This is a genomic window from Curtobacterium sp. SGAir0471 (genome assembly GCF_005490985.1).
Lineage (GTDB): Bacteria > Actinomycetota > Actinomycetes > Actinomycetales > Microbacteriaceae > Curtobacterium.
Genome location: NZ_CP027869.1, coordinates 3,065,233 through 3,081,870, shown reverse-complemented (window position 1 = coordinate 3,081,870; position 16,638 = coordinate 3,065,233). Strand labels below are relative to the sequence as shown.

Here is a 16,638-nt window from a genome sequence, read left to right as displayed (position 1 = left end):
GTCCTGTCCCGCTGACGAAGGCCCTCCCGTGACCCGTACCCGCCGTCTCTCCCTCGCCGTCGCCACCGCCGCGGTCGCCGCCCTCGCGCTCGCCGCCTGCTCCGCCGGTGGCAGCAGCACCGGGAGCGACGGCACCGTCACCGACGGCAAGCTCACGATCGCGACCGGTCAGCCGGCGTACTCGCCGTGGGTCGAGGACGACGACCCGCAGTCCGGCAAGGGCTTCGAGTCCGCGGTGGCGTACGCCGTCGCGAAGGAGATGGGCTACGCCAAGGGCGACGTCGTCTGGAAGCGCAGCACCTTCGACAGCGCGATCGCCCCCGGCGCGAAGGACTGGGACCTCAACGTCCAGCAGTTCTCGATCGACGCGAGGCGCAAGAAGGCCGTCGACATGTCCACGCCGTACTACACGACGACGCAGGCCGTCGTGACGACGTCGGGGTCGAAGGCCGCGAAGGACACCACGGTCGCCGCGCTGAAGGGCGACACCATCGGCGTCGCCGCCGGCTCGACGAGCATCACCTCGGTGAAGGACGTGCTCGGCGTCACCCCGCAGGTCTTCAACTCGAACGACGACGCCGTCCTCGCGCTGAAGTCCGGCCAGATCGACGCGATCGTCACCGACCTGCCGACGGCCTTCACCATGGCCGCAGCGCAGCTCGACGACGGCACGGTGTCCGCGCAGTTCCCCCAGGACGGCTCCGGCGACCAGTTCGGCTTCGTCCTGCCGAAGGGCTCCGCTCTGACGAGCAAGGTCGACGAGGCGCTCGCGAAGCTCGAGCAGGACGGCACCCTCGCTGACCTGCAGACGAAGTGGCTGTCCTCGGCGACGAACACCCCCGTCCTGAAGTAGCCCGGTGACCGTCCCAGCAGGCGCCGGCGCTCCGGTGACCTCCCCCGCACCGAGCCAGGTCGAGCTGGAGCGACGGCTCTACCGTCGGCAGCGCGGCCGGCGCTCGGTCGTCGTGTCGGTCGTCTCGACGCTCGTCGTGATCGCCGTGGTCTGGCTCGGCGTCGTGAACACGCCTGGCTGGGCCGCGGTGCAGCAGTCGTTCTTCGACCCGCAGACCGCGGTCGACACCTTCCCGGCCGTCCTGCTCGGACTCTGGCTGAACATCCGGATCCTGTTCTTCAGCGCGATCGGGGTCGCGGTGCTCGGGACCCTGCTGGCCGTCGTGCGCGGCCTGCGGAACCCGGTGTTCTTCCCGCTCCGGGTGCTCGCCACCGCGTACACCGACCTGTTCCGCGGGCTGCCGCTCATCATCGTGCTGTACCTGGTCGGCTTCGGCATCCCCGGGCTCGGCATCTTCCCGCGGCAGCCCCCGGAGGTCTGGGGCACCATCGCGATCGTGCTGACCTACTCGTCCTACGTCGCCGAGGTGCTGCGGGCCGGCATGGAGGCCGTGCACCCGTCCCAGCGCCTGGCCGCGCGGTCGCTCGGCCTGTCGCACGCCGGGACGCTGCGGCTGGTCGTGCTGCCGCAGGCGATCCGCAAGGTCACCCCGGCACTCATGAACGACTTCGTCTCGATGCAGAAGGACGTCGGTCTGGTGTCGATCCTCGGTGCCGTCGACGCGGTGCGGAGCGCCCAGATCGCACAGGCCGAGACCTACAACTTCACGCCGTACCTGGTCGCCGGACTGCTCTTCGTCGTGATCAGCCTCCCGCTCATCCGGGTGACGGACGCCGTCGCACGACGGCAGCAGCGCCGTGAACAGATCGGGGGGACGGTGTGAGCGAATCGGTGGTCCTGGAACTGCGCGGACTGCGCAAGACGTTCGGCGAGCACGAGGTCCTGCGCGGGATCGACCTGACCGTGCACCGCCACGAGGTCATCTGCGTCATCGGGGCGTCCGGCTCCGGCAAGTCGACGCTGCTCAAGACGGTGAACCTGCTCGAGGGCATCGACGACGGCGAGATCCTGCTCCAGGGGACGGACATCGCCGACCCGCGGACCGACGTCGACGCCACCCGCGCCCGGATCGGCGTGGTCTTCCAGCAGTTCAACCTGTTCCCGCACATGCGGGTGCTCGACAACGTCACGCTCGCCTCACGACGGGTGCACGGCATCGCGCGGGCCGAGGCCGAGGCCACCGCCCGTCGACTGCTCGAGCGCATCGGCCTGGCGGACTTCGCCGACGCCTACCCGGACCGGCTCTCCGGCGGGCAGCAGCAGCGCGTCGCCGTCGTCCGGGCGATCGCGACGTCGCCGGAACTGCTGCTGCTCGACGAGGTGACGAGTGCCCTCGACCCGCAGCTCGTCGGCGAGGTGCTCGACCTCGTCCGTGAGCTCAAGGAGCAGGGCGCGACGATCCTGATGACGACGCACGAGATGTCGTTCGCGCGGAACGTGGCCGACCGCATCGTGTTCCTGCACCGCGGCGAGGTCGCCGAGCAGGGCGCCCCGGCCGACGTGCTCGACCGGCCGCAGCACCCGGCGCTCGTCGAGTTCCTCTCCCGCGTCCACGCCTGACCGACGCCCGTGCCTCCCGGGAGCTACACGGCGAGCAGCACCTTGCCGATGACCTCGCCGTCGCGGACCCGGCGGTGTGCTTCCGCTGCCTCGGCGAGCGGCACCACCGAGTCGACGATCGGTCGGACGCTGCCGTCGGCGACGAGCGGCCAGACGTGCTCGCGGACGGCGGCCACGATCGCGGCCTTCTCGTCGAGCGGACGGGCACGGAGCGTGGTGGCGCTGATGGTCGCGCGCTTCCGCATCATCGCGCCGAAGTCGAGCTCGCCCTTCGCACCGCTGCCCGCGGCGATCACGGCGATGTGGCCGTTCGGGGCCAGGACCTCGAGGTGCTTCGCCAGGTAGTCCGCCCCGACGACGTCCAGCACGACGTCGACGCCGCGGCCGTCGGTGAAGTCGAGCGCCCGCTCGACGAAGTCCTCGGTGCGGTGGTCCACCACGAGGTCCGCGCCGAGCTCCTCGGACGCCCGCACCTTCCGCTCACCGCCGCTCGTCGCGATCACCCGGGCCCCGAGCGCCTTCGCCCACACGACCGCGTGCGAGCCCATGCCACCGGTGCCGCCGTGCACGAGCAGGGTCTGCCCCGGACGGAGCCCCGCGATCATCCCCACGTTCGAGTACACCGTGCACGCTGCCTCGGGGAGCCCGGCGGCCTCGACCAGGTCCACGCCGTCGGGCACGGGCAGCACCTGGGCTGCCGGGACCGCCACGAGCGTCGCGTAGCCACCACCGGAGAGCAGCGCGCACACCCGGTCGCCCACTGCGAACCCGTCCACGCCGTCGCCGAGCGCGCGGACGGTGCCGGAGACCTCGAGCCCCAGGACCTCGGACGCCCCGGGCGGGGGCGGGTAGTTGCCCGCGACCTGCTGCAGGTCGGCGTTGTTCACTCCAGCAGCTGCCACCTCGACGAGGACCTCGCCGGGGCCCGCCACCGGGTCCGGGTGCTCGTCGAGTCGGAGTCCGCCGTCGTGTGCCGTGATCGCCTGCATGCCCCCGACGCTACGCCCGGGGCCGCGCCACCCTGGACGCCTCCCGGTAGCCTCGGGTTCGATCCGCGCCGGGAGGTCGTGCGTGGACACGAACAGGGGGACACACATGCCCAGGAAGACCATCGCTCTCGCAACCGCCGCGCTCGCCGCTGCGCTGCTTGCCGGCTGTGCCTCGGGTGGCGCCGCTCCGGCATCCGATCGGTCCGGATCCGGATCCGGGTCGGGCGGGACGGGGACGAGCCCGTCCTCGACGCCGACCGCCGCGGCGCAGACCCGCGCCGAGGCGTGCACGACGCTCCGCTCGAAGGTGGAGGACTCGGCGAAGGGCCTGCAGTCGCTCTCCGACATGCAGTCCGACCCGCAGGCTGCCGTGGCACGGCTCGAGGAGTTCGACCGGTCGCTCGCCGAGGGGATCGACGCCGTGCAGAACGCTGACGTGAAGCCGAAGGCCGAGGCGTTCCAGACGGCCTACCGGGACATGGTCGCGAAGATCCAGGGGATGGCGAAGGACCCGCAGTCGGTCGACGTCTCCGGCTTCAGCACCTCGGCGGAGCAGGTCCAGCAGGCCGCCAAGGACATCGACACGGTCTGCGCGGACTGATCAGGTCGCGCCGGAGGCCCCGTCCGCGGCCGACTCGGCCGCGGACGGGTCGACGGGCGGATCAGGCCGCCGGCTTCGCCGCATCCAGCCGGGCGACGTCCTCGTCGCGCAGCTTCACCGTCGCCGCCACGACCGAGTCCAGGATCGACTGCGGCCGCGACGCCCCCGGGATCGGGATCACCACGTCGCTCTTCTGGAGCTCCCACGCCAGCGCCACGACCTGCGGGGACACGTCGCGCTCTCGGGCGATCACGGCGAAGTCCTCGTACGCGGTCCCGAGGTCGGCCGCCTTCGCGATGCCGCCGAGGGGGCTCCACGGCAGGAAGGCGATGCCGAGCTCGTCGCAGAGCTCGAGCTCCGGCTCGCTCGACCGGAACGCCGGCGAGAACTGGTTCTGCACCGACGCCAGACGCCCGCCGAGGACTTCGTTCGCCTCGCGGATCTGGTCGGGGTCGGCGTTCGAGATGCCGGCCATCCGGATGACGCCCTCGTCGAGGAGCTGCGCGAGCGCCCCGACCGAGTCGGCGTACGGCACGGACGGGTCCGGACGGTGGAACTGGTACAGGCCGACGGCGTCGACACCGAGCCGCTTCGCCGACGCCTTCGCGGCCTCCTTGAGGTACTCCGGCCGGCCGTCCTGCGCCCACGGCCCGGGCTCCGGCCGCAGGTGCCCGCCCTTGGTGGCGACGAGCACCGCGTCGGTGTCGCCGTGGAACTCGCGGATCGCCTTCGCGATGAGTTCCTCGTTGTGCCCGACCTCGTCCTTCGCGGCCTGGTGGTAGGCGTCCGCGGTGTCGATGAGCGTCACGCCGGCCTCGAGGGCCGCGTGGATCGTCGCGATCGACTGCCGCTCGTCGGGCCGCCCCTCGATGGACATGGGCATGCCGCCCAGTCCGATCGCGCTGACCGACACGTCTCCGATGACTCGTTGCTTCATGCGCCCAGCATGCGCCGACGGGTCGGCGCGACGCCCAGTGTGCGCACGACGGTGCGGTGGGACGCATCGGACGGGAGGCGCGTGGCCGGGCCCGCCCCGCGCCTCCCGTCCGACCGGCGCCCGGCTAGGGCAGCTGCAGTGCGGAGACCTGGCCGGCACCGGTCGACGTGTCGGTCGCCTGCGCGAAGACGACACCGCCCCAGGTGACGACCACGATCGCCAGGACGAAGCCGACCGCGGCGATCCACCACGACGAGCGACGGCGCACCCATGCGCCGATCGCGAGCACGACCGTCGCGACCCCGACGACGAACGAGCCGCCGACCGCGATCGCCGCTCCGCCGAGGAACCGGCCGGGTGAGCACCCGGTGGCGGCGTCGCAGCCCGCGGTGGCCGAGACGACCGCGATGATCCCGACCACCAGGGTGAGGAGCGTCAGCAGGGCACCCGCCGCGAGCAGCAGGACGGTCGACACCCGGTCGGCGATGCGACCCGCGGGGAACAGTGTCGTGCCGCCGCGGGCCCACTCGGCGCGCTCGGTGCTGCCCGGGCCGGACTGCGACGGTCCGGACCGCGACGGGCCGGACGGAGGAGACGGGTGCGACCAGGTCATGCGACCGGTCTACCGCGCCTCGACGCCGAACGCCTGAGCGAGCCGCTGGATCTTCTGCGCGCGGCCGAGACGCGGCAGGTCGGAGCCGTCGCGGATGACCTGCCCGCGGGCCTCGAAGTCGTCGAGGAAGTCCTGCGCCCACGCGACGTCGGTCGGGGTGGGGGAGATGACCTCGTTGATCACGGGCAACTGCTCGGTGTCGAGGCAGAGCTTGCCGGTCAGGCCGAGGGAAACCGCCACCTGGGACTGCTCGCGCAGGATGGCGTGCGCCGAACCGACCGTGGGGCCGTCGATCGGGCCGGGCAGGTCGCCCACCCGCGAGGCCACGACGAGTCGCGAGCGCGGGTAGGCCATCGCGAGCGTGTCGGCAGAGGTGCCGGTGTCGCGGCGGTAGTCACCCGAGCCGAACGCCAGGCGGAACGCGCCCTGGGCCCTCGCGATCGACGTCGCCTCCTCGATGCCGAGCGCCGACTCGACCAGGGCGATCACCGGGGTGTGGCCGCCGAGCCGGTGCCACGTGTCGGTGACCTGCGCCGGCGACTCGGTCTTCGCGAGCATCACGCCCTGCAGACCCGGGAGCCCGCGGAGCTCCTCGACGTCGTCCGCCCAGAACTCCGTCGTGACGTCGTTGATCCGCACCCAGGCCTCACCACCGCCGGCCAGCCACGACGCGACGGTCGTGCGGGCTCCCGGCTTCGCGGCGGGGTCGACGGCGTCCTCGACGTCGAGGATGATCTGGTCGGCGCGCGACCGCTGGGCCCGTTCGAAGCGGTCGGCCGCCGTGCCGGGGACCAGGAGCCACGACCGGGAGATCTCGGCGGGGACCGACCGGCGCCGGTCCGGCCGGGCCGACGATGGTGCGGGGGCGGACGGGGCGGTGCGGTCGTCGATGGCCATGTCCACGTTGGTACCACACCGGCTGGTCGGACGAGGTGCCGGGCCCGCACGGAAAGCCGGAAACGTCGGGTCATTGCCAGGGAGGCTGCCCGCTTCCGCCTACAGTGTCGGATGTGTGGCGAGACAGGGTGACCGACGGCGCGGACGACGCGGATGACGACGTCCCCGTCCAGGGCGCCGACGCGCCCACGGGCGGGCGCGACCAGCGGGAGGGCGACCGGACCGACGAACCGGACCGCACCCTGCGCCCGGAACTGCAGCTCACGAGCCCGCAGGCGATCAGCCTGGGTGACCCGCGCCTCCAGGCCGGCAACGCCGCCGAGCCCACGTGGGACGCCTGGCGGACGCAGCTGACCGGCGTCGGCGGCACCAGCCCGCTCACGCACTTCAGCGACCACCCGCGCGCCCGGATCGAGCTGTCGACCACGCACCCGGGCGGACTCGCGCAGTTCATCACCGGCAAGACGACCCTGCTGTCGAGCCTGATCCGCGACGAGGTCGCACTGCGCGCCGCGCGTGTCGCCGCCGCCCAGGTCGAGGCGAAGGGCACCGAGCTCGCGACGGTCCGGGGCATCGACGCCGTGAAGCTCGGCATCGGCATGGCCGACTGGCAGCACGGCGACGAGCGCTTCCGCGGTCCGGTGCTGCTCCGTCCGCTCGCGATCCGTCGGCACGGCCGTGACTTCGAGGTCCGCCTGCTCGGCGAGCCCGTGCTCAACCCGGGGCTCGCGGACGCCCTGCACGAGCAGTACGGCGTCATCCTCGACGCGCAGTCGTTCGTCGCCCTCGCGCAGCAGGACGGCTCGTTCACGCCGAACCCCGTCATCGACCGGCTCCGCGGGCTCACCGCGCACATCCCCGGCTTCTCGGTGCACGCGCGCCTGGTCGTCTCGACCTTCGCCGAGGTCGCCAGCGGCATGGTCGAGGACACCGGCGACCTGTCCCACCCGGTGCTCGACGCCCTCGCCGGCAACCCGAGCGCGAAGTGGCAGGTCGAGCAGTCGTACCACCCCGTTGAGCAGACGCCGTCGGACGAGCGCAGCCCGGAGACCGACACGCTCCTGCTCGACGCCGACGACGAGCAGGAGAACGTGATCGCGCAGATCACGGCCGGCAACTCGATCGTGGTCAAGACCCTGCCGGGTACCGGTGGCACGCAGACGATCGTGAACGCGCTCGGCGGCCTGGTCGCCGCGAACAAGCGCGTGCTCGTGGTGAGCCCGCGCCGGGCGACCCTGCGGGGCATCGCCGCACGCTTCGCCGAGGTCCAGCTGCCGGGTGTCGCCGTGACGCCGGGCACCCTGCGCCGCGACGTCGTCCGGGCCATCGCACGGAACGAGAAGGCCGCGCGTCCGAACCTGCGCGAGGTCGACGACGCCCTGGTCCGGCTCCGCAAGGTCCTCACCGACTACCGCGGCTCGCTGACCCGCGTCGACCCGGACTTCGGCGTCTCGGTGCTCGACTGCCTGGTCGAGCTCTCGCGCCTGTCGTTGCTCCCCGTGCCGCCGTCGACGACCGCGCGGCTGTCGAAGCGGTCCGTGACGAGCATGGTCGAGGGGCGTTCGCGCGTCGCCGAGACGATGGTCAGCGCCGCGAACCTGGGCGAGTTCCGCTACGGCCCCGACGACTCGCCGTGGTACGGCGCGAAGTTCGGTTCGAGCGACGGCGCGCAGCGGGCGCACAAGACCGCGAAGGACCTCGACGCCGACGGGCTGCCGACGCTGCTGCGCCGCGCGCACGACCTCGTGGCGTCGACGCACATGCGGCAGTTCACGACGATCAACGAGCTCGGCATCTACCTCCGCCTGCTCACCGAGATCCGGGACACCCTCGACCGCTTCCTGCCCGTCGTGTTCGACCGCTCGGTGTCCGAGCTCGTCGCCGCGACCGCCCCGCGCGGCGAGGGCGCTCCGATGTCGTCGACGAACCGCCGTCGGCTGAAGAAGCTCGCGCGCGAGTACGTCCGCCCGGGCGTGCACGTCTCCGACCTGCACGAGGCACTCACGCGTGTGCAGCAGCAGCGCGTGCTCTGGCAGCGCTACGTCGCCGCCGGCGTGAACCCCGAGGTGCCCACGGGCATCGGCGACGTGCAGGTGCTCTTCTCGAACGTCGTGCAGGACCTCGCACGCCTCGACGAGCCGCTCGGCCGGACCGCACGCGACGAGCAGCTGGCGAACCTGCCGATCGACGAGCTCGTGCCGACGATCGCCCGTCTGGCCGAGGAGTCCGACGTCCTGCACAACCTGCAGGAGCGCACCGAGCTCATGCAGACCCTGCGCGACCTGCAGCTCGAGCCGCTCATCACCGACCTGGCGAACCGGCACGTGCCGGACACCCAGGTGCCCGCCGAGCTCGAGCTCGCCTGGTGGCAGTCCGCGCTCGAGACGATGCTCGAGTCCGACCGGGCGCTGCTCGGCGGGAACACCGACATGCTCGACCGGGTCGAGGCCGACTTCCGGCTCGTCGACGACGCCCACGCGGCCGGGGTGTCCCAGGGGCTCGCGTGGCAGCTCGCCGAGAACTGGAAGGTCGGGCTCGTCGACTGGCCGGACGAGGCCACGGCACTGAAGACGCAGCTCAAGGAGGGCGCGATCACCTCGCGTCTGCTGCAGGACTCCGCCCCGCACCTGTCGCGGTCGATCGCGCCGGTGTGGCTTGCCTCGCCGTACGAGGTCCCCGAGATCGCCGACACGATGCCGTTCGACACGGTGATCCTCGTCGACGCCGGGGCCGTCACCATCGCCGAGACCGTCGGCGCCGTCCGTCGTGCCCGTCAGACCGTCGTGTTCGGGGACCCGGTGACGCAGACGCCGTCGCCGTTCCGGACCGCGGTCGACCCCGACCACCGGGCGCTGCAGGTGGACGAGGGCACCCTCGACGCGCTGCACGCCGACTCCGCACTCGCGAAGCTCTCGACGCTCCTGCCGACCCTGTCGCTCACGCGGTCGTACCGCGCCGGCGGCGAGGACCTCGCCGAGCTCGTCAACCGTCGCTTCTACGGCGGCCGCATCGAGTCGCTGCCGTGGGCCGGTTCGTTCCTCGGGCACGGCTCGATCGCGATCGACTACGTCAGCGACGGCAAGGCCGTGCCGGACCCCGACTCGGGAGCGGTCGAGAGCGTCGACGCCGAGGTGGACCGCGTCGTCCGGCTCGTCACCGAGCACGCCCGCACCCGCCCGACCGAGTCGCTCATGGTCATCACGGCCTCGGCGAAGCACGCGGTCCGCGTCGAGCAGGCCGTCCTCACCGCGGCGCAGGGCCACAAGGACCTGACCGAGTTCGTCATCGGCGACCGCGCCGAGCCGTTCATCGTCGCGACGCTCGAGCAGTCGGTGGCGCAGAGCCGCGACCGCGTCGTGTTCTCCATCGGCTACGGCCGGACCCCGCACGGCCGTGTGCTGCGCGACTTCGGTCCGCTCGGCAAGCCGGGCGGGGAGCGCCTGCTCGCGGTCGCGATGACCCGTGCCCGTCGCTCGATGGTCATCGTCACGTGCTTCCAGCCGTCGGACATCGAGGCCGAGCGGATGGGCCACGGCACCGTCGCGCTGGCCGAGATCCTCGCCGAGGTCCGTGCCCGCACCACCGCCGAGTACGTGCCGGACGACTCCGACCCGCTGCTCGTCGACCTCGCCCGACGCCTCGAGATGCGCGGCATCCCGGTCGCGCTCGGGCACCGCGGCAAGCTCGGCCTGGTCGCGGCGCACGGCGGCGTCTGCGTGACGATCGAGACCGACGCGTCGCTCGTCCGTGGTTCGTTGCGCGAGTCGCTGCGGCTCCGCCCCGAGGTGCTGCGTCGCCTCGGGTGGCACTACGTGCGCGTGCACGCCTTCCAGCTGTTCTCCGACCCGGACCGGGTCGCGGACACGGTGGCGTCGGTGCTCGGCGTCGACCGCGGTGCGACCCAGGAGATCTCGATCCCGCCGATCCCAGCGCGCCGGTGAGCGGGTCCCGGCGCGCATCCCGCGCGGCCGGACCGGTGACGCCGGAGACGGACCAGCTGGTGGGCACGTGGACGCGGGCCGACGACGCGGCGCCGGTCGTGCCTCCCGTCCGGCCCGCCTCGTCCCCGGACGCAGCCACTGACGCGGACACGGGCCCGGACGGATCGGCGGACGGATCGGCGGTCCGGCCGGGAGGCACTGCTCGCCGCAGCAGGCGCGTCACCACCCAGCCGGTGCCGGGCAGCGACCCGTCACCGGCCCCGGAACCGGCCCGCCACCGCGACGGCGAGAACGACGCCCAGCTCCTGCGCGACGTGCCCCCGCACTGGTGACGGGTAGCCTGGGGGCGATGACTGACACCACGCGGCAGCGACCCGACTGGCAGACGTGGCCGAACCTGATCACGCTGGTGCGCTTCCTGCTCATCCCGGTGTTCATCGGCTTCGTCGTGTCCGGGCACCCCGGGTGGGCGCTCGTCACGCTCGTCGTCCTCGGCGTCAGCGACTGGGCGGACGGCTTCATCGCACGTCGGTTCGACCAGGGCTCGAAGCTCGGCAAGGCCCTCGACCCGATCGCCGACCGACTGGCGATCATCGCGATCGTGCTGTCGCTCGTGCTCGTCGGACTGCTGCCGTGGCCGAGCGTCGCGATCATCGTCCTCGTGGACGCGGTCCTCGCGCTGCTGTCCGGTCTGTGGTTCCGCGGCAACCCGGACCTCGAGGTCACCTGGACCGGCAAGGTCCGCTCGGCGCTGCTCTTCGTCGGGCTGCCGCTGCTGCTGTTCTCGTCGACCTCGTGGGCGTCCGAGCACGACTGGATCCGGGTGCTCGCGCTCGTGTTCGTCTGGGCGGGCACGATCGGCCACGTGGTCGCCGGCGTGCAGTACGCCCTGGCCCTCGCCGCGAAGCACCGTTCGGTCGCCCGCACCGCCTGAGCCCCCGCCAGGCCCGACCCGACCGGCCGGCGGCCTCCTGCCCCGTCGAACCAGGAAACCGACATCGAACCAACTCCAGAGGCTGGTTCGACGTCGGTTCCGTGGTTCGGTACGACCGCGGCTAGAGCTTCGTCGAGCCGCTGATCCCCGGTCCCTCGGGAGCGGTGGACGGGGCGACGTGCGCGCCGCCGCCCGACGTCGCCGCGGCGCCGTTCTGGGTGCGGAGCAGGTCGCGGATCTCGAGCAGCACCTCGACGTCCGTCGGCGGGACGTCCTGCGGCGTCTGCTCCTCGTTCTGCTTCACCCGCTCGAAGGCGACCTTCTTGAGGCGGTTGACCGGGACGACGAGCGCGAAGTAGACGACCGCCGCGACGATGACGAAGTTCAGGACGGCACCGATGATCGCGCCGAACAGGATGTCGGCCGATCCGCCGGAGACGGTCGGGATCGACACGATCAGCGCCTTGTCCAGGCTCGACGCGTTGAAGACGGCGCCGATGAGCGGGTTGATGAGCGAGTTCACGATCGCGGTGACGATCGCGGTGAACGCCGCACCGATGACGACCGCGACGGCCAGGTCGATGACGTTCCCGCGCAGCAGGAACTCCTTGAAGCCCTTCACGTGAGCCTCCTTCCGTGTCGAGGAGACCCCACCGTACCGACGGAGACGAGCCCTCGTCAGGAGGCGCTGGGCGCGGCCGGCTTCGACGCGGACGGCGCCGGCGTGCTCGAGGACGAGGACGACGAAGAGGACGACGTCGACGGGGAAGCCGACGACGAGCCCTCGCTCTTCGGGGTCGACCGCGAGTCGGTGCGGTAGAAGCCGCCGCCGTTGAAGGTCACGCCCACCGGCGAGAACACCTTGCGCAGGGCGCCACCGCACACGGGACACTCGGTGAGGGTGGCGTCGGAGAACGACTGCTTGACGTCGAAGGCGTTGTCGCACTCGGTGCAGCGGTACGAGTAGGTGGGCACCCTAGCTCCGGAAGGTGATGATGCGCGACGGCGTGATGATGCCGTCGACGGGTTCGTCGTGGGCCTCGCGCGGGACCTCGTCGAGGTACTCCGCGTCGAAGATCACAGCATAGACGGGCGGCCGGTTCGCCATCGACCCGAGCGTCTTGTCGTAGTAGCCCCGGCCCCAGCCCATCCGGCACCCGTCGTGGCCGACCGCCGCCGCCGGGGTCAGGATCGCGTCGACGTCCCCGAGCGCGAGCGGTGAGAGCACCTCGCCGACGACCTCGGGCATCCCGTGCAGCCCCTCGTGCTCGGACACTCCGTCGCCGACCGCCCAGTCGAGCAGGCCGTCCTCGCGGGTGATCGGCAGGAGCACCCGGACCCCTTGCTCGTGCGCCCACCGGAGGAAGGGGCGGACGTCGGGTTCGTCGGGCGCCGACAGGTACAGCGCGAGCGAGCGGACCTGCCGTTCCTCGACGAACCGCTGCAGCGTCGCCGTCAGGGCGGTCGTGTCGGTGTCGCGCTCCGTCGTGGTCCGGGTGCGCCGTCGCTGCCGGAGCTCGGCTCGCAGGGCGCGCTTCTCGTTCCCGAGGTCGGCGGTCATGGGCGGGAGTCTACCGAGCGCGGGTTTGCGGCTTCCCGCCGTGGGGAGCGGGTTGCCGTGTCCTCCGAAAGGCCCATGCCGCGACCCAGTGACCTTCCGGTACGTTCGCTGACATGGGTTTCCAGATCTCGAAGGCGGTGATCCCGGCGGCAGGGCTGGGCACGCGCTTCCTCCCCGCGACCAAGGCGATGCCGAAGGAGATGCTCCCCGTCGTCGACAAGCCGGCGATCCAGTACGTGGTCGAAGAGGCCGTGAACGCCGGCCTGACCGACGTGCTGATGATCACCGGGCGCAACAAGAACGCGCTCGAGAACCACTTCGACCACGTGGCCGAGCTCGAGGAGACCCTCCGCAAGAAGGGCGACCACGAGAAGCTCCAGAAGGTCAACCAGTCGACCGACCTCGCCGACATGCACTACGTCCGCCAGGGCGACCCGCTCGGTCTCGGCCACGCCGTGCTCCGCGCGAAGATGCACGTCGGCCGTGAGCCGTTCGCCGTGCTGCTCGGCGACGACATCATCGACGCCCGCGACCCGCTGCTCAAGCGCATGATCGAGGTCCAGGGCGAGAAGAACGCCACGGTCGTCGCGCTGCTCGAGGTCCCCGCCTCGCAGACCCACATGTACGGCATCGCGACGGTCGAGGAGACCGACACCGACGACGTCGTGAAGATCACCGGCCTGGTCGAGAAGCCCCCGCAGGGCGAAGCCCCCTCGAACCTCGCCATCATCGGCCGCTACGTCATCCGTCCCGAGGTCTTCGACGTCCTCGAGAAGCAGGAGCCGGGCAAGGGTGGCGAGATCCAGCTCACCGACGCGCTCATGAAGATGGCGGGTGCCGAGGAGTGGACCGGCGGCGTGTACGGCGTCGTGTTCCGTGGACGCCGGTACGACACCGGTGACAAGCTGGACTACATCAAGGCGATCGTGCAGCTCGCCTCGGACCGCGACGACCTCGGCCCGGACCTCAAGGCCTGGCTGAAGGACTTCAACGCGGGAGAGTAGCCACCCCGTCACGAACGGGTCCGGGGTCCGCCCCGGGCCCGTTCGTGCGTCCACCCGGCCGACCACCGGGCACCGGAGGAACCACAGCGATGACGACGATCCCGACCCTGTCCCACGGGCGGGTCACCATCCGGCCCCTCCGGCTCCGGGACACCCGCGACCTCGACGTCGCCCTCGCCACGAACCGCTCGTGGCTGCGCACGTGGGAGGCCACCAACCCCTCCGGACACGTCTCCACCGACGTGCGGGGCAGCATCCGCGCGCTGCAGGCGAACGCCCGCGCCGGGCTCGGTCTGCCGTTCGCCATGGAGCTCGACGGCCGCTTCGTCGGCCAGCTCAACGTGTCCGGCATCAGCTACGGGTCGCTGGCGAGTGCGTCCATCGGCTACTGGGTGGTCGAGGGTGCCGCCGGCCACAACGTCACCCCGATCGCGGTCGCGATGGCGGTCGACCACTGCTTCCGCGTCGTCGGCATCCACCGCATCGAGATCTGCATCCGTCCGGAGAACGCGCCGAGCCTGCGCGTGGTCGAGAAGCTCGGCTTCCGCTTCGAGGGCCTGCGCCGCCGGTACATCCACATCAACGGCGACTGGCGCGACCACTTCTGCTTCGCCCTGGTGGCGGAGGAGGTGCGCGAGGGCGTCCTCGACCGCTGGGTCGCCGGGCGGGTCCCGCCCGGCGCGGGCAGCGTCCCCGCCTCCGCCCGCGACGAGGCGGCGACACCGCTCGACACCCGGCCGCGCATCTGACGGTCCGCCCCGTCACGCCCACCCATCGGCCGGGAGGCGCGACCCACCGCCCACGGATTCCGTCGCGACTCGCGCAACACGCGTCCGGCAATGGGCGGTCCGGGGAACGCGCACCCCTACCGTGTCCCCATGGCAGGTATCGGCTCCTGGGGCGGCGGCATCGTCCTGCTCATCGCGGCCGTGCTCTGGGTCGTCTACCTCATGCCGTCGTGGGCGGCTCGCCGGCAGTACCTCGCCACCGAACGCAACGCGATCCGGCTCCAGCAGACCCTGCGCATCCTCGCGCAGACCGCCGAGCTCCCCGACGAGGTCCGGGTCGAGATGAACGCGAAGTCCCTGGCCGAGGCGCAGCGGGTCGCCCGGTCCGAGGAGGCGAAGCGCGCCGCGATCGTCCGCGCGCACGAGGCCGCCCGGCAGCGGGAGATCACCCGACGGCTCGCCGAGCAGCAGCCGAAGCTCGAGCGGGCGTCCTCGGTGCCCGCGTTGACCGCCATGCGGATGCGTCGTTCCCGGCTCGGGGCGACCCTGTTCGGCACGCTCGGCGTCGTCGTCGCGATCGTCGTGCTCGTCGCTGCCCCCGGTGCCTGGCTCGTCGCCGTGGCCGGGCTCGTGGCGGCCGGTGGTTCCGCAGCCGTCCTCGCGCAGCTGCACCAGGTGGCGCAGGCGCGGAAGGCGCGTGCCGCGGCCGGTGCGGCGGAGGCGACCCGGGCCTCCCGGCCGGCGACCACCTGGACGGACCCCGCACCGCCGCTGTCCACCGAGCAGTCCACGCAGCCCGCACGCGATCGGAGCTGGACCCCGGCCCGCGTGCCGAAGCCGCTGTACGTGGAGCGGCCGGCTGCGCCGGCGCCGTCGCCGGAGTCGTCCGCCGAGCTGGCCGCGCGGCTGCGCGAGCGGGTGGCCGAGGCGAAGGCCGAAGCCGAGGCCGAGGCGGCCGCGATCCGGGCGGGGGAGACCGACCCGACGCTCGCGCGGGTGTCGCGGATGCGCTCCGACGTCGAGGAGGCCGCTGCGTCGCTGTCCGCGCACGACCAGGGCCGCCTGGCGGAGCGTCTGGGCCTGCGTGCGCCCGCCGCCGCGGTGCGCTCGGAGAGTGCCGATGCGCCGGAGCGTGCGTCTGCGCCGGAGCGTGCGTCCGCGGCGCAGCCCGAGCCCGAGCCCGAGCAGCCGGCGGCCCCGAGCCGCTGGGCCGGGATGGGCGTCATCGACGACGAGGTCTACCAGCAGACCGACCTCGACGCGATCATGCGTCGTCGCCGCGCGGTCTGACGCCACCGCCCGGCGTCCCGGGTCGCGGCGCGCCCGGACGTGGCGAGCCGATTTCGGATCGCGCTCCCGGTGGTGCTAGTGTGGTCGAGCACTTGGGGCTATGGCGCAGTTGGTAGCGCGTCTCGTTCGCAATGAGAAGGTCAGGGGTTCGAATCCCCTTAGCTCCACCAAGCAGCATCGAAGGGCCACCCGATCGGGTGGCCCTTCGTCGTTCCCGGTGACGACCGCGTCAGCTCGGGATGCTGTCCGTCAGGACGCCCGCCTGCGCGAGCGACGCGTGGATCGCGTTCGCGGCCTGCTCGAACGCCCGGTTCCCCCGAGCGACGCCGAGTGCACCGCCCTTCACCGCCGACCGGCCCGACCCGCGGAGCAGTCGCGCGACCGCTCGTCCGTCGGGCGCGACCATGAGCTGCACGTCGAGGCGGGTGTGGAACGTCCGGTCGTTCAGCAGGCCGCCGACGAGCAGGGTGAGGCCGAGGCTGCCGCGGGTGGCGAGCAGGGCTCCCTGGTCGCCGTCGGCGACGGTGTAGCCCTCGCGGACGAGGGCGTCGCGGACGGTCGCTCGGGTGGACTCGGGGTCGGCAGCGACGAAGAAGTCGTGGCTCTCGGGCATGTGCGGTCTGATCCTTCCGGTGGATGGTGTGCTGCCAGCGATCCTGCCGTACCGTCG

Annotated in this window: 17 protein-coding genes and 1 tRNA gene; 10 read left to right on the top strand and 8 right to left on the bottom strand. The window is 72.3% G+C overall.

What is annotated here, in order from left to right; all coding sequences use genetic code 11:
* Positions 1 to 28 precede the first annotated feature (28 nt).
* Genes C1N91_RS14290 through C1N91_RS14280 form a run of 3 tightly spaced genes read left to right on the top strand, consistent with a single transcriptional unit; the run spans position 29 to position 2,473 of the window.
* Positions 29 to 853 (top strand): ABC transporter substrate-binding protein, encoded by an 825-nt coding sequence (locus tag C1N91_RS14290; protein ID WP_137768263.1) that lies wholly within the window; start codon positions 29 to 31, stop codon positions 851 to 853.
* Between the two features lie 4 nt (positions 854 to 857).
* Positions 858 to 1,736, top strand: a complete 879-nt coding sequence (locus C1N91_RS14285) for an amino acid ABC transporter permease (protein WP_137768262.1) — start codon at positions 858 to 860, stop codon at positions 1,734 to 1,736.
* The gene (locus tag C1N91_RS14280) at positions 1,733 to 2,473 is read left to right on the top strand and encodes an amino acid ABC transporter ATP-binding protein (RefSeq protein ID WP_137768261.1); all 741 of its coding nucleotides are present in this window, start codon (positions 1,733 to 1,735) and stop codon (positions 2,471 to 2,473) included. Before C1N91_RS14285 ends, C1N91_RS14280 begins: the two co-directional genes overlap by 4 nt.
* 23 nt (positions 2,474 to 2,496) lie before the next feature.
* On the opposite strand, the gene C1N91_RS14275 is transcribed toward C1N91_RS14280, so the two are convergent.
* Positions 2,497 to 3,462: an NAD(P)H-quinone oxidoreductase gene (locus C1N91_RS14275; RefSeq protein WP_137768260.1), complete on the bottom strand. Its 966-nt coding sequence runs from the start codon at positions 3,460 to 3,462 to the stop codon at positions 2,497 to 2,499.
* Positions 3,463 to 3,568: 106 nt separating this feature from the next.
* On the opposite strand from C1N91_RS14275, the gene C1N91_RS14270 reads away from it, so the two are divergent.
* Positions 3,569 to 4,063 (top strand): hypothetical protein, encoded by a 495-nt coding sequence (locus C1N91_RS14270; protein ID WP_137768259.1) that lies wholly within the window; start codon positions 3,569 to 3,571, stop codon positions 4,061 to 4,063.
* 61 nt (positions 4,064 to 4,124) lie between these two features.
* Here C1N91_RS14270 and C1N91_RS14265 read toward each other — a convergent pair whose 3' ends face one another.
* The 3 genes from C1N91_RS14265 to C1N91_RS14255 form a co-directional block, all read right to left on the bottom strand.
* Positions 4,125 to 5,000 carry an aldo/keto reductase gene (locus tag C1N91_RS14265; RefSeq protein ID WP_137768258.1) on the bottom strand — a complete coding sequence of 292 codons (876 nt, stop codon included), beginning with the start codon at positions 4,998 to 5,000 and terminating at the stop codon, positions 4,125 to 4,127.
* 124 nt (positions 5,001 to 5,124) lie between these two features.
* A complete protein-coding gene (locus C1N91_RS14260) occupies positions 5,125 to 5,613 on the bottom strand; it encodes a DUF6264 family protein (protein WP_137768257.1) in 489 nt (162 codons plus the stop codon).
* 9 nt (positions 5,614 to 5,622) lie between these two features.
* The gene (locus C1N91_RS14255; RefSeq protein ID WP_175416044.1) at positions 5,623 to 6,510 is read right to left on the bottom strand and encodes an HpcH/HpaI aldolase/citrate lyase family protein; all 888 of its coding nucleotides are present in this window, start codon (positions 6,508 to 6,510) and stop codon (positions 5,623 to 5,625) included.
* Positions 6,511 to 6,638: 128 nt separating this feature from the next.
* On the opposite strand from C1N91_RS14255, the gene C1N91_RS14250 reads away from it, so the two are divergent.
* Together C1N91_RS14250 and C1N91_RS14245 are read left to right on the top strand one after the other, a co-directional pair.
* Positions 6,639 to 10,451: an ATP-binding protein gene (locus C1N91_RS14250; protein ID WP_137768256.1), complete on the top strand. Its 3,813-nt coding sequence runs from the start codon at positions 6,639 to 6,641 to the stop codon at positions 10,449 to 10,451.
* Between the two features lie 349 nt (positions 10,452 to 10,800).
* Positions 10,801 to 11,385 carry a CDP-alcohol phosphatidyltransferase family protein gene (locus C1N91_RS14245; RefSeq protein ID WP_137768255.1) on the top strand — a complete coding sequence of 195 codons (585 nt, stop codon included), beginning with the start codon at positions 10,801 to 10,803 and terminating at the stop codon, positions 11,383 to 11,385.
* A 121-nt stretch (positions 11,386 to 11,506) separates the two neighbouring features.
* On the opposite strand, the gene mscL is transcribed toward C1N91_RS14245, so the two are convergent.
* The 3 genes from mscL to C1N91_RS14230 are packed head-to-tail and all read right to left on the bottom strand — an operon-like array spanning position 11,507 to position 12,946.
* Positions 11,507 to 12,007, bottom strand: a complete 501-nt coding sequence (gene mscL, locus C1N91_RS14240; protein WP_137768254.1) for a large conductance mechanosensitive channel protein MscL — start codon at positions 12,005 to 12,007, stop codon at positions 11,507 to 11,509.
* Positions 12,008 to 12,063: 56 nt separating this feature from the next.
* Entirely contained in the window at positions 12,064 to 12,360 is a 297-nt protein-coding gene (locus tag C1N91_RS14235; protein WP_137768253.1) for an FmdB family zinc ribbon protein, read from the bottom strand.
* 1 nt (position 12,361) lies between these two features.
* Positions 12,362 to 12,946: a 5-formyltetrahydrofolate cyclo-ligase gene (locus tag C1N91_RS14230; RefSeq protein ID WP_137768252.1), complete on the bottom strand. Its 585-nt coding sequence runs from the start codon at positions 12,944 to 12,946 to the stop codon at positions 12,362 to 12,364.
* Positions 12,947 to 13,059: 113 nt separating this feature from the next.
* On the opposite strand from C1N91_RS14230, the gene galU reads away from it, so the two are divergent.
* The 4 genes from galU (at position 13,060) to C1N91_RS14210 (ending at position 16,138) form a co-directional block, all read left to right on the top strand.
* Positions 13,060 to 13,950 carry a UTP--glucose-1-phosphate uridylyltransferase GalU gene (galU, locus tag C1N91_RS14225; RefSeq protein WP_058729914.1) on the top strand — a complete coding sequence of 297 codons (891 nt, stop codon included), beginning with the start codon at positions 13,060 to 13,062 and terminating at the stop codon, positions 13,948 to 13,950.
* Positions 13,951 to 14,039: 89 nt separating this feature from the next.
* Positions 14,040 to 14,699: a GNAT family N-acetyltransferase gene (locus tag C1N91_RS14220; RefSeq protein WP_137768251.1), complete on the top strand. Its 660-nt coding sequence runs from the start codon at positions 14,040 to 14,042 to the stop codon at positions 14,697 to 14,699.
* 129 nt (positions 14,700 to 14,828) lie between these two features.
* Positions 14,829 to 15,968: a DUF3040 domain-containing protein gene (locus C1N91_RS14215; protein ID WP_137768250.1), complete on the top strand. Its 1,140-nt coding sequence runs from the start codon at positions 14,829 to 14,831 to the stop codon at positions 15,966 to 15,968.
* A 94-nt stretch (positions 15,969 to 16,062) separates the two neighbouring features.
* A tRNA-Ala gene (locus tag C1N91_RS14210) sits at positions 16,063 to 16,138 on the top strand.
* 59 nt (positions 16,139 to 16,197) lie between these two features.
* Here C1N91_RS14210 and C1N91_RS14205 read toward each other — a convergent pair.
* Positions 16,198 to 16,581 carry a cytochrome c biogenesis protein ResB gene (locus tag C1N91_RS14205; protein ID WP_137768249.1) on the bottom strand — a complete coding sequence of 128 codons (384 nt, stop codon included), beginning with the start codon at positions 16,579 to 16,581 and terminating at the stop codon, positions 16,198 to 16,200.
* Between the last annotated feature and the right edge of the window lie 57 nt (positions 16,582 to 16,638).

Coding starts and splice junctions, on each gene's coding strand:
- C1N91_RS14275 (WP_137768260.1), bottom strand. CDS start 3,462: ATGCAGGCGATCACGGCACACGACGGCGGACTCCGACTCGACGAGCAC.
- C1N91_RS14270 (WP_137768259.1), top strand. CDS start 3,569: ATGCCCAGGAAGACCATCGCTCTCGCAACCGCCGCGCTCGCCGCTGCG.
- C1N91_RS14265 (WP_137768258.1), bottom strand. CDS start 5,000: ATGAAGCAACGAGTCATCGGAGACGTGTCGGTCAGCGCGATCGGACTG.
- C1N91_RS14260 (WP_137768257.1), bottom strand. CDS start 5,613: ATGACCTGGTCGCACCCGTCTCCTCCGTCCGGCCCGTCGCGGTCCGGA.
- C1N91_RS14255 (WP_175416044.1), bottom strand. CDS start 6,510: ATGGCCATCGACGACCGCACCGCCCCGTCCGCCCCCGCACCATCGTCG.
- C1N91_RS14245 (WP_137768255.1), top strand. CDS start 10,801: ATGACTGACACCACGCGGCAGCGACCCGACTGGCAGACGTGGCCGAAC.
- C1N91_RS14230 (WP_137768252.1), bottom strand. CDS start 12,946: ATGACCGCCGACCTCGGGAACGAGAAGCGCGCCCTGCGAGCCGAGCTC.
- galU (WP_058729914.1), top strand. CDS start 13,060: ATGGGTTTCCAGATCTCGAAGGCGGTGATCCCGGCGGCAGGGCTGGGC.
- C1N91_RS14220 (WP_137768251.1), top strand. CDS start 14,040: ATGACGACGATCCCGACCCTGTCCCACGGGCGGGTCACCATCCGGCCC.
- C1N91_RS14215 (WP_137768250.1), top strand. CDS start 14,829: ATGGCAGGTATCGGCTCCTGGGGCGGCGGCATCGTCCTGCTCATCGCG.
- C1N91_RS14205 (WP_137768249.1), bottom strand. CDS start 16,581: ATGCCCGAGAGCCACGACTTCTTCGTCGCTGCCGACCCCGAGTCCACC.